Source organism: Promicromonospora sp. NPDC057138 (genome assembly GCF_042670845.1).
Taxonomy (GTDB): domain Bacteria; phylum Actinomycetota; class Actinomycetes; order Actinomycetales; family Cellulomonadaceae; genus Promicromonospora.
In genome coordinates this window covers 131,129-144,531 of sequence record NZ_JBHUUX010000001.1, presented here as the reverse complement: position 1 = coordinate 144,531, position 13,403 = coordinate 131,129, and the positions used below count along the sequence as shown (strand labels likewise).

At 68.6% G+C, this 13,403-nt stretch carries 10 protein-coding genes, 2 tRNA genes and 1 pseudogene; 10 read left to right on the top strand and 3 right to left on the bottom strand.

The window, feature by feature from the left end:
* Positions 1-3 precede the first annotated feature (3 nt).
* Genes gnd through ACFT2C_RS00670 form a run of 3 tightly spaced genes read left to right on the top strand, consistent with a single transcriptional unit; the run spans position 4 to position 2,702 of the window.
* Positions 4-900, top strand: coding sequence for a phosphogluconate dehydrogenase (NAD(+)-dependent, decarboxylating) (gnd, locus tag ACFT2C_RS00680; protein ID WP_377205077.1), 897 nt, complete (start codon positions 4-6; stop codon positions 898-900).
* A 28-nt stretch (positions 901-928) separates the two neighbouring features.
* Complete coding sequence (gene recF, locus ACFT2C_RS00675) at positions 929-2,167, top strand: DNA replication/repair protein RecF (RefSeq protein WP_377205076.1); 1,239 nt, start codon at positions 929-931, stop codon at positions 2,165-2,167.
* Positions 2,160-2,702 (top strand): DUF721 domain-containing protein, encoded by a 543-nt coding sequence (locus ACFT2C_RS00670; RefSeq protein WP_377205075.1) that lies wholly within the window; start codon positions 2,160-2,162, stop codon positions 2,700-2,702. Before recF ends, ACFT2C_RS00670 begins: the two co-directional genes overlap by 8 nt.
* 106 nt (positions 2,703-2,808) lie before the next feature.
* Here ACFT2C_RS00670 and ACFT2C_RS00665 read toward each other — a convergent pair whose 3' ends face one another.
* Positions 2,809-3,477 carry a hypothetical protein gene (locus ACFT2C_RS00665; protein WP_377205074.1) on the bottom strand — a complete coding sequence of 223 codons (669 nt, stop codon included), beginning with the start codon at positions 3,475-3,477 and terminating at the stop codon, positions 2,809-2,811.
* Positions 3,478-4,053: 576 nt separating this feature from the next.
* Here ACFT2C_RS00665 and gyrB point away from each other — a divergent pair.
* From gyrB to ACFT2C_RS00630, 7 genes and pseudogenes are all read left to right on the top strand, one after another.
* The gene (gyrB, locus tag ACFT2C_RS00660) at positions 4,054-6,138 is read left to right on the top strand and encodes a DNA topoisomerase (ATP-hydrolyzing) subunit B (RefSeq protein ID WP_377205073.1); all 2,085 of its coding nucleotides are present in this window, start codon (positions 4,054-4,056) and stop codon (positions 6,136-6,138) included.
* Between the two features lie 135 nt (positions 6,139-6,273).
* Positions 6,274-8,934 carry a DNA gyrase subunit A gene (gene gyrA, locus ACFT2C_RS00655; protein ID WP_377205072.1) on the top strand — a complete coding sequence of 887 codons (2,661 nt, stop codon included), beginning with the start codon at positions 6,274-6,276 and terminating at the stop codon, positions 8,932-8,934.
* Complete coding sequence (locus ACFT2C_RS00650) at positions 8,934-10,184, top strand: DUF3566 domain-containing protein (protein ID WP_377205071.1); 1,251 nt, start codon at positions 8,934-8,936, stop codon at positions 10,182-10,184. Before gyrA ends, ACFT2C_RS00650 begins: the two co-directional genes overlap by 1 nt.
* A gap of 150 nt (positions 10,185-10,334) precedes the next feature.
* Positions 10,335-10,408, top strand: a tRNA-Ile gene (locus tag ACFT2C_RS00645).
* Between the two features lie 35 nt (positions 10,409-10,443).
* On the top strand, positions 10,444-10,563 hold the full coding sequence (locus tag ACFT2C_RS00640; RefSeq protein ID WP_377205070.1) for a DLW-39 family protein: 120 nt from the start codon (positions 10,444-10,446) through the stop codon (positions 10,561-10,563).
* A gap of 12 nt (positions 10,564-10,575) precedes the next feature.
* A tRNA-Ala gene (locus tag ACFT2C_RS00635) sits at positions 10,576-10,648 on the top strand.
* A 115-nt stretch (positions 10,649-10,763) separates the two neighbouring features.
* A pseudogene (locus ACFT2C_RS00630) lies at positions 10,764-11,162 on the top strand (DUF6537 domain-containing protein); the annotation flags it as partial.
* 135 nt (positions 11,163-11,297) lie between these two features.
* On the opposite strand, the gene ACFT2C_RS00625 reads toward ACFT2C_RS00630, so the two are convergent.
* Both ACFT2C_RS00625 and ACFT2C_RS00620 read right to left on the bottom strand, forming a co-directional pair.
* Positions 11,298-12,914 (bottom strand): alpha/beta hydrolase, encoded by a 1,617-nt coding sequence (locus ACFT2C_RS00625; protein ID WP_377205069.1) that lies wholly within the window; start codon positions 12,912-12,914, stop codon positions 11,298-11,300.
* 336 nt (positions 12,915-13,250) lie between these two features.
* Positions 13,251-13,385, bottom strand: a complete 135-nt coding sequence (locus ACFT2C_RS00620) for a hypothetical protein (RefSeq protein WP_377205068.1) — start codon at positions 13,383-13,385, stop codon at positions 13,251-13,253.
* Positions 13,386-13,403: the final 18 nt, after the last annotated feature.

Below are 13,403 nucleotides of genomic sequence, written 5' to 3'. Positions count from 1 at the left end.
CACATGGTCACCCACATCGGCCTGGTCGGCCTGGGGAAGATGGGCAACAACATGCGGTCGCGCCTGCGCAAGGGCGGCATCGAGGTCACCGGGTTCGACCCGCGGCCGGAGGTGTCGGACGTCGCGACGCTCGCCGACCTCGCCGCCGCGCTCCCGGAGGAGAAGCGAGTCGTCTGGGTCATGGTCCCCGCAGGGGAGCCGACGCGCGGCGTGCTCGACCAGCTCGCCGAGATCCTCGCCGAGGGCGACATCGTGATCGAGGGCGGCAACTCGCACTACGTCGAGGACCAGGAGCGCGCCGCCGACCTCGCGAAGAACGGCATCGGTTACCTCGACGTCGGCGTGAGCGGCGGTGTCTGGGGTCTCGAGAACGGCTACGGCCTCATGGTCGGCGGCGCGGCCGAGGACGTGGAGAGCGTCATGCCCGTCTTCGATGCGCTACGTCCCGAGGGCCCCCGCCAGGAGGGCTTCGTGCACGCCGGCGGCGTCGGCGCAGGTCACTACGCCAAGATGGTCCACAACGGCATCGAGTACGGCCTCATGCAGGCGTACGCCGAGGGCTACGAGCTGCTCGCGGCCAAGTCGGACCTCATCACCGACGTTCACGGCACCGTCCGAGCCTGGAGCCGCGGCACCGTCGTCCGCTCCTGGCTGCTCGACCTGATGGTCAAGGCGCTCGAGGAGGACCCGAAGCTCGCGCTCCTCGACGACTGGGTCGACGACTCCGGCGAGGGCCGCTGGACCGTCGACGAGGGCATCGACATGGCAGTCCCGCTGCCCGTGATCTCCGCGGCGCTCTTCGCGCGGTTCGCCTCCCGCCAGGAGCAGTCGCCGGCGATGAAGGCCGTCGCGGCGCTGCGTCAGCAGTTCGGCGGGCACGCGGTGAAGTCAGCGGAGTAGCCGCCGGGACACGTACGATCTCCTACCGATGTACGTCTCCCACCTCTCCCTGCTGGACTTTCGGTCGTATGCCTCGGCCGACGTGGAGCTCGAGCCCGGGGTCAACGCGTTCGTAGGGCGCAACGGCCGGGGCAAGACCAACCTCGTCGAGGCGATCGGCTACGTCGCGACGCTCGGTTCGCACCGGGTGGCCACCGACGCGCCGCTCATCCGATCGGGCGCGGACCGAGCCATCGTGCGGACGCGAATCGTCCGGGGTGACCGAGCGAGCACCGTCGAGCTGGAGATCACCCAGGGCAAGGCGAACCGCGCTCGGATCAATCGGGGACAGCAGGTCCGGGCGCGGGACGTGCTGGGCATCTTGCGGACCGTGCTCTTCGCGCCCGAGGATCTCGCGCTGGTCAAGGGGGAGCCAGACGGTCGACGGCGGTTCATGGACCAGCTCTTGGTGCTGATGATGCCGCGCGTGTCCGCCGTGCTCTCCGACTACGAACGGGTGCTCCGGCAGCGGTCCGCACTGCTGAAGTCCGCGCGGGCGTCGCGCCGTTCGGGCAGCTCGTCGCGGGCCGAGAGCGCGGCGGCCGCCGCGCTCGCGACACTTGACGTCTGGGACGCCCGGCTCGCCGAGCTCGGCGCGGAGATCCTGTCGCTCCGGGTCCAGCTGATCGATGCGCTACGCCCCGCGGTTGCCGCGGCGTACGAGCAGGTGAGCGACGCCGACGGCCACGCGGAGATCACCTACCGGTCATCGCTTCCGGCGCTCTCGTCCGGTAATCCACCGGAGTTGTCCACAGGGTCTGGGGATAACTTCACCGACGTCGGACACCTGCGTGACCTGCTGCTGGAGGCCCTCGCCACGGCCCGGCCGCAGGAGTTGGAGCGCGGCGTGAGCCTCGTCGGCCCGCATCGGGACGACCTCGTCCTGACGCTTGGCGGGCTGCCCGCCAAGGGTTACGCGAGCCACGGCGAGTCCTGGTCGTTTGCGCTCGCGCTGCGACTCGCGTCGTTCCGTCTTCTCGGGGGAGATCCGCAGAATTCGGCGGATTCACCCGCTTTTTGGGACCCCGATCTCGGCACCGATGCTGATCCGGTACTGATCCTCGACGACGTGTTTGCCGAGCTCGATGTCCGACGCCGGGAGCGGCTCGCGGACCTGGTGCTCCCGGCCCGCCAGGTGCTGGTGACAGCGGCAGTGGCCGAGGACATCCCCGTGGCGCTCGACGGCGTACGGTTTCACGTGGAACCCGGGACGGTGACCCGTGACTGACGAATCTCCACAGGGGCCTGTGGATAACTCTGAGCCCGCGCTGACCCCGGCGTCAGAGGTGGCGCGAGCCGCCCTGAACCGGGCCAAGGCAGCGGCTCGAGCCCGTGGGCTGCGGCCTGGTTCACCCGCGCGCCGCTCTCCCCTTGCGGAGCCTCGGTCGAGCGGGTCGGGGCCTAGTGCGCGCGATCCACAGCTCCTCGGGGCGGTCGTCGGTCGGCTCCTGCGAGAGAAGGGCTGGACCGAGGAGGTATCGGTCGGCGGTGTGATGGGCCGGTGGCGGGAGGTCGTCGGACCGGAGATCGCCGACCATTGCATCCCTGAGACCTTCGAGGACAAGGTGCTCCTGGTGCGCGCTGACTCCACGGCCTGGGCCACCCAGCTCCGGCTGCTGGTGCCGACGCTGATCCGGCGCATGGCGGAGGAGATCGGCGAGGGCGTGGTCGAGGATGTCACAGTGCTCGGGCCCGCCGGACCGGGCTTCCGGCGTGGGCCCCGTGCCGTGCGGGGACCTGGGCCACGGGACACCTGGGGCTGATCTGGTACGGCGTCCGGTCGGAGGGAAACACAAAGGGCTCCCCGGCCGAAGCCGGGGAGCCCCTCCTAGCTCAGCTGCGCCGAGGCGTCAGCCAGGTATTACATGCTCACGCGTTCTGCATGCGCTTGCGGGCCCAGACCAGGGCGATGCCACCGGCCGCGAGCAGCGCGGCGAACGCGATGGCGCCTCCGACGGTCGCACCCGTCGAGGCGAGCACCGGGGGCTCGTCAGCGGCCGGGCTCGGCGAGGCGGAGGGCTCGTCGGACGGCTCGGGGACCGGCGCGACAGACGCCTCCTCGGTGGGCTCCACCGAGGGCTCAACGGTCGGCTCCTCCGACGGCTCGGGCTCGGTGACGGGGGGCACGGACGGCTCCGGGGACGGCTCCGCGACGACGCAGGGCTCGATGGTGCCGCTGAAGTCCTGGACGCCTTGACCGTCAGGAGAGTCGTACGAGACGGCCCAGGTGTGCGCCGTGGTCGCGTCGAGGGTGTCCCACTTGTTCTCGTAGCTGTATTCGTACTGGGGCTGGTTCTGGCCAGACTTGAAGCCAACCTCGGCGAACGCGCCGGACTGGACCTCGGCGCCGTCGATGGTCACGACGACAGTGGCGTCGGCCGGGTACATCTTGGCGGCGGCCGAGACGACAGAGACGCCGGCTGTGGCGTCGCAGGCCCCTTCGGCTCCAGGGATGTGAGCGGACGCGGAAGCCGCGCCGACGACAACGCCGCCGAGGGTGAGAGCGGCGAGGGCGCCGCCCGCGAGAAGTTTCTTCACAGTGAAGTCCTTCGAGAGAGACTGGGCGCAAGTTGCGCATATGACCGGTCGGCGCTATTAGAGCAGAAAACCCCAAATCAACGAAATGTCACCCTGTGTACGCAAATTATCTGACCTTCGACAGCCACGGGCATGACGATCCGTAGACGATTCGGAGGGCATCCGTTCGGACCCCGAACATACGTGCGAGCCCGCCGTCGACCGCCGTCGCCCGCCTGTGCCGACGGGCCCGACCGGGGCCTCGATCCGCCCCTCGATGAAGGCCCCGGGGACCCCCTAGGAACCCAGCCCGGACCCCAAAAATCACCCTGTGGAGAAAGGTTGTGGAGGAGTGGCCACAAACACCCCAGGATCCCGGGTTTTCGCCGCTCAGAAGGTAGTATGAGGGGGTCAACCGCGCCGGGTTCCCAGGATCGTCCTGAGGACCCGGAACGCTGAGCACCGACGAGCCGTCGGACCGTACGTCAGCACCCGAGCACGGCATGGATCCCTCTGGGTCCGAGCCGCTCGTGCAGCCGCTGGTACGTCCGTCGTCGTGCACATCGTGTGCCTGAAAGACGAGGAGCAACCCCGCCCGTGACAGAGCGAATCGACGGCGGCTACGACGCCGGGAACATCACAGTCCTGGAAGGTCTCGAGGCCGTTCGTAAGCGACCGGGCATGTATATCGGATCGACGGGTGAGCGCGGGCTCCACCACCTCGTCTACGAGATTGTGGATAACGCTGTGGACGAGGCCCTCGCGGGCCACGCCACCGAGATCGACGTGCGCCTTCTGCCCGACGGCGGAGTGCGCGTCACCGACGACGGCCGAGGCATCCCGGTCGCCATGCACCCGACCGAGGGCAAGCCCACGCTCGAGGTCGTCATGACGATCCTGCATGCCGGCGGAAAGTTCGGCGGCGGCGGTTATGCCGTGTCGGGCGGTCTGCACGGCGTCGGCATGTCCGTGGTGAACGCACTCAGCTACCGGTTCGTCTCGGAGGTGCGGCGCGACGGGTACAACTGGCGCCAGGAGTACACCGAGGGCGGCAACCCGATCACCGGCGTCGAGAGGCTCGAGCCGCTCGGCCCCGACGAGCACACCGGAACCACGCAGACGTTCTGGGCGGACGGGACGATCTTCGAGACCACGGAGTACGACTTCGAGACGCTCCGCGCCCGCTTCCAGCAGTACGCGTTCCTCAACAAGGGCCTGAAGATCACCCTGACCGACGAGCGCGCGGGGCACTCCTCCGCGACCGACGAGGTCACGGGCGCCGAGCGCGAGGTCGCGGCGGACGACGTCGTCGGCGGAGGCGAGAGCCGGCCGGCCGAGGACGGGCAGCCGCAGGACCCCGACCAGGACCACGGGAACTGGCGCACCGTCACCTACAAGTACGACGACGGCCTCATGGACTACGTCCACCACCTCAACTCCGCCAAGCGCGTCGAGCTCATCCACCCCGACGTGATCTCGTTCGAGAGCGAGGACACGGAGCGCAAGATCGCCGTCGAGGTGGCGCTCCAGTGGACCAGCGCCTACAGCGAGTCGGTGCACACGTTCGCGAACACGATCTCGACCACCGAGGGCGGAACGCACGAGGAGGGGTTCCGTGCGGCGATGACCACGCTGGTCAACAGCTACGCGCGGGACAAGGGCATCATCAAGGAGAAGGACGACAACCTCACGGGTGACGACATCCGCGAGGGCCTCACGGCAGTCATCTCCGTCAAGCTCGGCGAGCCGCAGTTCGAGGGCCAGACCAAGACCAAGCTCGGCAACACGGAGGCCAAGACCTTCGTGCAGCGCGTGGTCCGCGAGCAGCTCGTCGACTGGTTCGACGCGCACCCGAACGAGGCGCGCGACGTCATCCGCAAGGCGATCTCGGCCTCGCAGGCCCGGATCGCGGCGCGCAAGGCGCGCGAGGCCACCCGCCGCAAGGGCATCCTGAACGGCGGCGGGATGCCCGGCAAGCTCAAGGACTGCCAGTCCCGGTTCCCCGACGAGTGCGAGATCTACATCGTCGAGGGCGACTCGGCCGGCGGTTCGGCGGTGCGCGGGCGCAACCCGCACAACCAGGCGATCCTCCCGCTGCGCGGCAAGATCCTGAACGTCGAGCGCGCCCGGCTCGACAAGGCGCTCTCCAACGCCGAGGTCCAGGCGCTGATCACGTCGTTCGGCACGGGCATCGGCGAGGACTTCGACATCTCGAAGCTCAAGTACCACAAGATCGTGCTCATGGCCGACGCCGACGTCGACGGCCAGCACATCTGCACCCTGCTGCTCACGCTGCTGTTCCGGTACATGCGCCCGCTCATCGAGCACGGCCACGTGTACCTCGCGCAGCCGCCGCTGTACCGGATCAAGTGGAGCAACGCCCCGCACGACTACGTGTACTCCGACCGGGAGCGCGACGCGTTCCTCGAGGCCGGCGCCGCACAGGGCAAGCGAATCCCGAAGGACAACGGCATCCAGCGCTACAAGGGCCTGGGTGAGATGGACTACTCCGAGCTCTGGGACACCACCATGGACCCGGACCACCGGACGCTGCTGCAGGTGACCATGGACGACGCGGCCGCGGCCGACGAGATCTTCTCCGTGCTCATGGGCGAGGACGTCGAGTCCCGCCGCACCTTCATCCAGCGCAACGCCAAGGACGTGCGCTTCCTCGACATCTGAGGAGTGAGCCCGCGAGCCAGGAGCTCGCGGGCCCCCGGAGCGTCCGCCCCACCCGGGCGTGCGGCGTCGGGCACGGACATGGCGGCCCAGGAGACGAAGTGACACGCCCATCGGCGTGGAAAGGAAGTACAGACGGTGACGGACGAGACCCCCGGCGTGGAGAACTCCGACGACGGCATTCCCATGGACGACGCACGCGTCGCGGTGCATCACGGCCGCGTCGAGCAGGTAGACCTGCAGCTCGAGATGCAGCGGTCGTACCTCGACTACGCGATGAGCGTGATCGTGGGCCGCGCGCTGCCCGACGTGCGCGACGGCCTCAAGCCGGTGCACCGCCGCGTCATCTACGCGATGTACGACGGCGGCTACCGGCCGGACCGCGCGTTCTCCAAGTGCTCACGTGTCGTGGGCGACGTCATGGGTAAGTACCACCCCCACGGCGACACCGCGATCTACGACACCCTGGTCCGCCTGGTCCAGGACTGGGTGCTGCGCTACCCGCTGGTGGCCGGCCAGGGCAACTTCGGCTCGCCGGGCAACGACCCGGCGGCCGCCCCGCGGTACACCGAGTGCAAGATGGCGCCGCTCGCGCTGGAGATGGTGCGCGACATCGAGAAGGGCACCGTCGACTTCCGGCCGAACTACGACGGGCGTACGCAGGAGCCGGTGGTGCTCCCCGCGCGCATCCCGAACCTGCTGGTCAACGGGTCGGCCGGCATCGCCGTCGGCATGGCCACGAACATCCCGCCGCACAACCTGCGCGAGGTGGCAGACGGCGTGCGGTGGCACCTCGCGCACCCCGAGGCCACGCGCGAGGAGCTGCTCGAGGCGCTCCTGCAGCGCATCAAGGGCCCGGACTTCCCGTCGGGCGCGCAGATCCTCGGCCACAAGGGCATCGAGGACGCGTACCGCACGGGCCGCGGCTCCATCACGATGCGCGCGGTGGTGAGCGTCGAGGAGATCCAGAACCGGATCTGCCTGGTCGTCACCGAGCTGCCGTACATGGTCAACCCGGACAACCTGGCGTTGAAGATCGCGGACCTCGTCAACGACGGCCGCATCCAGGGGATCGCCGACATCCGCGACGAGACGTCGGGCCGCACCGGGCAGCGCCTGGTGATCGTGCTGAAGCGCGACGCCGTGGCGAAGGTGGTGCTGAACAACCTCTACAAGCACACCCCGCTCCAGGAGAACTTCAGCGCGAACATGCTCGCGCTCGTCGACGAGGTGCCGCGCACGCTCAGCGTCGACGCCTTCGTCCGGCACTGGACCACGCACCAGATCGAGGTCGTGCGCCGGCGCACCGAGTACCTCCTCAAGGAGGCGCAGGACCAGATCCACATCTACGAGGGCTACCTCAAGGCCCTCGACGCGCTGGACGACGTCATCGCACTGATCCGCCGCTCCCCCGACGTCGACGAGGCGCGGACCGGGCTGATGGAGCTGCTCACCATCGACGAGCAGCAGGCGAACGCGATCCTCGCGCTGCAGCTGCGTCGTCTGGCCGCCCTCGAGCGGCAGAAGATCCTCGACGACCACGCCAAGCTCCAGGCCGAGATCGACGACTACCTGGACATCCTCGCCAAGCCGGACCGCCAGCGGTCCATCGTCGGCGAGGAGCTCGACGAGGTCACCGAGCGCTGGGGCGACGAGCGGCGCACGACGATCCTGCCGTACGACGGCGACATGTCCATGGAAGACCTCATCCCCGAGGAGGACGTGGTCGTCACGATCACGCGCGGCGGCTACGCCAAGCGGACGCGGACCGACAACTACCGCTCCCAGAAGCGTGGCGGCAAGGGGGTGCGCGGCACGCAGCTGCGCGAGGACGACATCGTGGACCACTTCTTCACGACGACGACCCACCACTGGATGCTGTTCTTCACCAACCTCGGCCGCGTCTACCGCGCCAAGGGCTACGAGCTGCCTGAGGGCAGCCGGGACGCCAAGGGCCAGCACGTCGCGAACCTGCTGGCGTTCCAGCCCGGCGAGAAGATCGCCCAGGTGCTCGACATCCCTGACTACGAGGCCGCCGAGTACCTGGTCCTGGCCACGCGCCGCGGGCTCGTGAAGAAGACCCGCCTGAGCGAGTACAACTCGCCGCGCACGGGCGGCCTCATCGCCATCAACCTGCGTGAGGATGCCGACGGCGCCGCGGACGAGCTGGTCTCGGCCCGGCTCGTCAACGCCGACGACGACCTCATCCTCGTGTCGCGCAAGGGCCAGTCGATCCGCTTCCACGCGGACGACGAGTCGATCCGGCCCCTGGGCCGTGCCACCTCGGGCGTCACGGGGATGAAGTTCCGGGAGGACGACGAGCTGCTGTCCGCCGCGGTGGTCATCGATGGTGCCGACCTCTTCGTGGTCACCGAGGGTGGCTTCGCCAAGCGCACCCGCATCTCGGAGTACCGGATCCAGGGCCGCGGCGGCCTCGGCATCAAGGTCGCCAACCTCGTCGAGGCGCGCGGAGACCTCGTGGGGGCGCTCGTCACGCACTCGGACGACGAGGTGCTGGTCATCATGGAGCGCGGCAAGATCGTGCGTTCGGCCGTCGCGGAAGTTAACCTCACCGGCCGGAACACCCAGGGAGTAACCTTCGCAAAGCCGGACAAGGGCGACAGAATCATCGCCGTCGCGCGCAACGCGGAACGTGAAGATGCGGGCGAGGCGACGGCTGTTGTGGACGAGAACTCCGACGGCGAGCCCGCAGAGCGGGTTACCGTGGAAGACATCCCGAACCCTGAAGAAGTTCCGAGCACCCCTGAGCAGGACAGCACCGGACGCGAGGACAGCTGATGACGAGTGACAAGAGCGGGCCCGTGCGCACGGCGACGCCCGAGCTCAATGAAGACCTGGATGACACCCGGGTGCGCAAGGACGTGAACGGGGAGCAGGCTCCGGCCGCGGCCCCCGACACGAAGCGGACAAGTTCGACCAAGAGTTCTGCGTCGACCACGCCGGAGACGTCCGACGCCGCCGGCCCGGACGGCGCCGCCGCGATCGAGAATGACGGCCCTCTGGCGGAGCCGATCACTGTGGCCGCGCCGGCGCCCGCGGCGTCGTCGGCCGCGCCTGGTGCGCCGGCCCCCAAGCCGACCGCGGCCCGCCCGGGTGCGGAGCCCCCGGTGCCGCCCGCGCCGAGCGACTCGGGCCCGGCGGTACCGACAACGGGTGGTGTCTGGCGGTCCGCCTATGATGCGGGACGGTCGGACAAGGCGCAGGCAGCGCCGGAGACCGACGAGGCCAAGGCACCGCCCGGCCTCGTGTCGGCGATCGGGCGTGCCTCGGCGAAGGCCGACGCCCCGACCTCGCCGAGTGCCACGCAGGAGCCGAGCGCGAGCGCGGAGTCGTGGAACCGGGTCTCGGCCCCCGACGTCCCGCCGGCTCCGCCGGCCTCCGGCACCGAGGGTGCGGACGGCGTCCGGGCGGGCGCGATGAAGGCGGCGCAGGCCGCCCTCGACGCAGCCCGCAGCGCGGCGAAGAAGGTCTCGTCGATCATGCCGGACGACGCGGAGCGGACGGCCCCGAGCACGGCCCCCGGCCCCCGGCCCGAGATGCACTACACGGCGGGCGGCGTGCGCGGTACCGCCACTCCCACGGGCGCTTCCGCCGCGGGCGCGGCGGGTCAGCAGGCACGGCCGGCGTCGGTCCCGACGCCCGAGGTGCCGCGTCCGGCACCGGCGGGCCCGCGGCGCGTGCGCCTCGCGATCTCCCGGGTGGACCCGTGGTCGGTCATGAAGCTGGCGTTCCTGCTGGCCGTCGCCATCGCGATCATGACGGTGGTCGCCACCGCCGTGTTCTGGTCGGTGCTCAACAGCCTCGGTGTGTTCACGACGGTGCAGAGCTTCGTGGCGGACGCCGTCGGGCCGCAGAGCAATGTGAACCTCACGCAGTACGTGGAGTTCCCCCGCGTCATCTCGCTCGCGACGCTGATCAGCATCTGCAACATCGTCCTGCTGACGGCGATCGCGACCATCATGGCGTTCCTGTACAACATCACCGCAGCACTCGTCGGCGGCGTGCACATGACGCTGACCGACGACTGACCGACGCTTCTCGGCGTCACCCAGAGCGTTCTCGTGCGCTGCTGCGCACGGCTCGACGCACGTCACACCGCGGACCGTGATTTCGGTTTGGGACATCGTCCCTACCTGGGGTAATCTCCAGTGTCGCGTGAGCGTGCGGAACGCTCGCCCGGGGCTATAGCTCAGACGGTTAGAGCGCTTCCCTGATAAGGAAGAGGTCGGAGGTTCAAGTCCTCCTAGCCCCACTCCCGGACCTGCAGAGGCTCCTCAGGAGGAACTCGTGAAGAAGCTGCTCATAGTGCTGCTCGCTGCCGGCGCCGGCTACGTTCTCTGGCGCAAGTTCAACGAGGACGCCGCAGGGCGCGATCTCTGGTCCGAGGTCACCGACTCGATCGACTGAGCGGTCCTCAGCGGGGCCATGGCGCAATTGGTAGCGCACCTGCTTTGCAAGCAGGGGGTTGGGGGTTCGAGTCCCCCTGGCTCCACGTGGTGAAGGCCGTTGACCTACTGGTCAACGGCCTTCGACGTTCCTCGCGAGGCATCGACGAAAGAGCGATGCGATGAGGATGACACGGTTCCTGACAGGCCGGATCCACGGCGTTCACCGAGGCAACCGTCCACGGGCTGTTCAAGCTGATGGCGTTCAAGGACGAGTACGAGGTGGCGCGTCTGAGCCCCGACCCGTGGTTCACGCCCGCCTTCTGGCTGCTGCACCGGATGCGAAGGCTACGCGGGACCCGCTTCGACCTGTTCGGATACACGGCGCTGAGGCGTCCCTAGCGTTGCCTCGTCGACGAGTACGTCGAACTGGTCCTGGACCTCTCGAACCGCGTCGACGCTACGTCGCTCGGCGTGCCCGTGGAGATCGCCGCCCTGCCCGCCGTGGTCCGTGGCTACGAGTCGATCAAGGAACGCAACGTCGAGTCGTACCGCACCGCGGTCGCCGGAGCACTCCGACGGTTCGACGAGCTCGCTTCGCCGGATCGGGGTAGCCAGTGAGCGGTCACCCTTCACCCCTCCCCGGACGGACTTCGTTGAGACCGCCTCCTCGATCCCGGCCGTGGGAAGGTGGGAAGGCTGGTGGCGGATCTTCCGCAAAACCGACCTGGCCGGGCGGTCCGGGGCGGTTCACCCTCAAGTGCCCTGCGCTTCGCATGTCTCATCGCGTGCCGGGAGTTTCCCGCTGGTCAAGTACTGGTTGACCTCGCGGTCGATGCACGCATTGCCGTACTGCCCGTAGAGGCCGTGCCGGTTGGCACCTTTCAGGGTGAGTAGCTTGGAACTCGGCAGCAGCCGGTGGAGTTCAGAGCTGCTCTTGTACGTGGTCCGCGGATCGCCGGTTGCGGCCACGATCAGCATGGCGGCGTCGTCACGCACTCGGATGGGTGTCTCCGGCGGGGTTTTCCAGAAGGCGCACGGGACGATGTTGTTGGCGAGGGGCCCGAACAAGGGATGCGTGCGGCGGCTGGCTTCGATGTCCCGCCAGTACTGCTCGATATCGCGCGAAGCCGTGCCGTCCGCGCAGGCGAGAGCGGTCTGTACGGTGCCGAGGTTCGTGTCATCGTCGGTCAGGAAGACCCGGAGAACCGCAGCGAACTCTGGCGTCAACGGGGCCGGTTGCCCGTCCGCGGCTTTCGCGAGGACGGAGAGCTGCCCGGCGAGGGCGTCACGGGCCGAGTCCGTGTCGTCCGAGAGTCCCATGAAGAGCAGCAGCGGCACCTGGGTGTCGTCGATTCGGAAGAGATCGGGAGCGGTCCCGACGGTCAGCGGCTTGCGTGCGGCCGCCGACACGACACGGTCGATGGTGGCCAGCACCTCGACGCGGGTGCGGCCGAGGGAGTAGGTGCCGTGGCGTTGCGCGGCCCAGGTCGCCCAGGCGGACAGGGCCTGCTCGTTCTCCGGTTCCAGACCCTTCAGCAGTTGAGGGGTGTAGCTGCTGGGGGCGACGGACCCGTCGAGCACCATGCGGTCGAAGCGGCCGGGGAACATCTGGGTGTAGACCGTGCCCAGGTAGGTGCCGTACGAGTAGCCCAGGTAGGAGATCCTCCGTTCATCGAGCGCGCCCCGGATGACGTCCATGTCGCGAGCCGTGTTACGTGTGTTGATGTGCGGCAGCACCGATGCGTTGGTGGCCCGGCACTTGTCGGCCAGGCTCTTTTGCAGCTCAACCTGACGATCGAAACTGGCCCGGCTGAGGCCGGCCGAGAAAAGAGCGTTGCCGATCGGCCAGCCACAGTCCAGCGGGGTGCTGCGTCCGACAAAGCGCGGATCGAATCCGATGATGTCGTAGCGGGCCCCGACTTCTCCCATCGCCGCTCGGACGGCCGGCGGGGAGGCCAGGGCAGGAACTCCAGGGCCACCGTTGTTGATCAGAATCGAGCCGATACGACGACGGGTGTCGGTGGCCTGAAGGCGCGACATCGCCACGGTGATCGTTCGGCCTTGAGGGACTGCGTAGTCAAGCGGCACGGTCAGGTTCGCGCACTCTGCGCCGGCCTTGTCCAAGTCCTGGCCGGTGATGTCGTCGGGGTCGTGTGCGCACTTCTCCCAAGCAAGGTGCTGATCATGGAAACGGCCGAGCCCGGGTACGGCACTGGCTGCGCTCTTGCCCGTAGAAGCCTCGCGTTCTGCGACGGTGGCTTCTGAGCTGGTGCCGGTGGCTTCTGGGCCGGCGGCGGTGCAGGCCGTGAGGCCCGCCAAAACCAGAGCCGCTGCTGCGGTGCGGTATATCGCCGCACGTATTGTGATCAAGGTGCTGTTCCTCGGGGTGGGGCGCGCTTCAGGCGCGCGAGAACGAGGCGTCCAGGGCCGTCGGCTGGAGATCCATCGGCCCGGTCACCGTCTTACGCAATCGATGCTAGAAGTTGAGCGGTACACAATCACTACAGTTTCCCCACACGATCTGGGTGGGGATAACCCCACCCTGAACCCCGCCGCTCGCCCAACCTCCGCTGTCACACACCTTGTTGGGCGCCACTCGCGTACATAGCATCTTTCCCGGCAAGGGCAGGTAGAGCTCTGAATGTCCGCCCGGCAGCAACGTGATTCCCGGCGCCAGTCGCATCGCGTCATTCAAAACGATGATCGTCAGGCCCGCCGCCAGCGACAGCCAGTCTCCGGTGCCGCTCCGCCGCCGACGTCGACCGGATCCTGATCGTTCATCCTCAGGTTCACGAACGCGGCCACCACGAGACCGATCGCGAGCACGGCGGCCACTGCCATCACAACGGACCTTCGTCG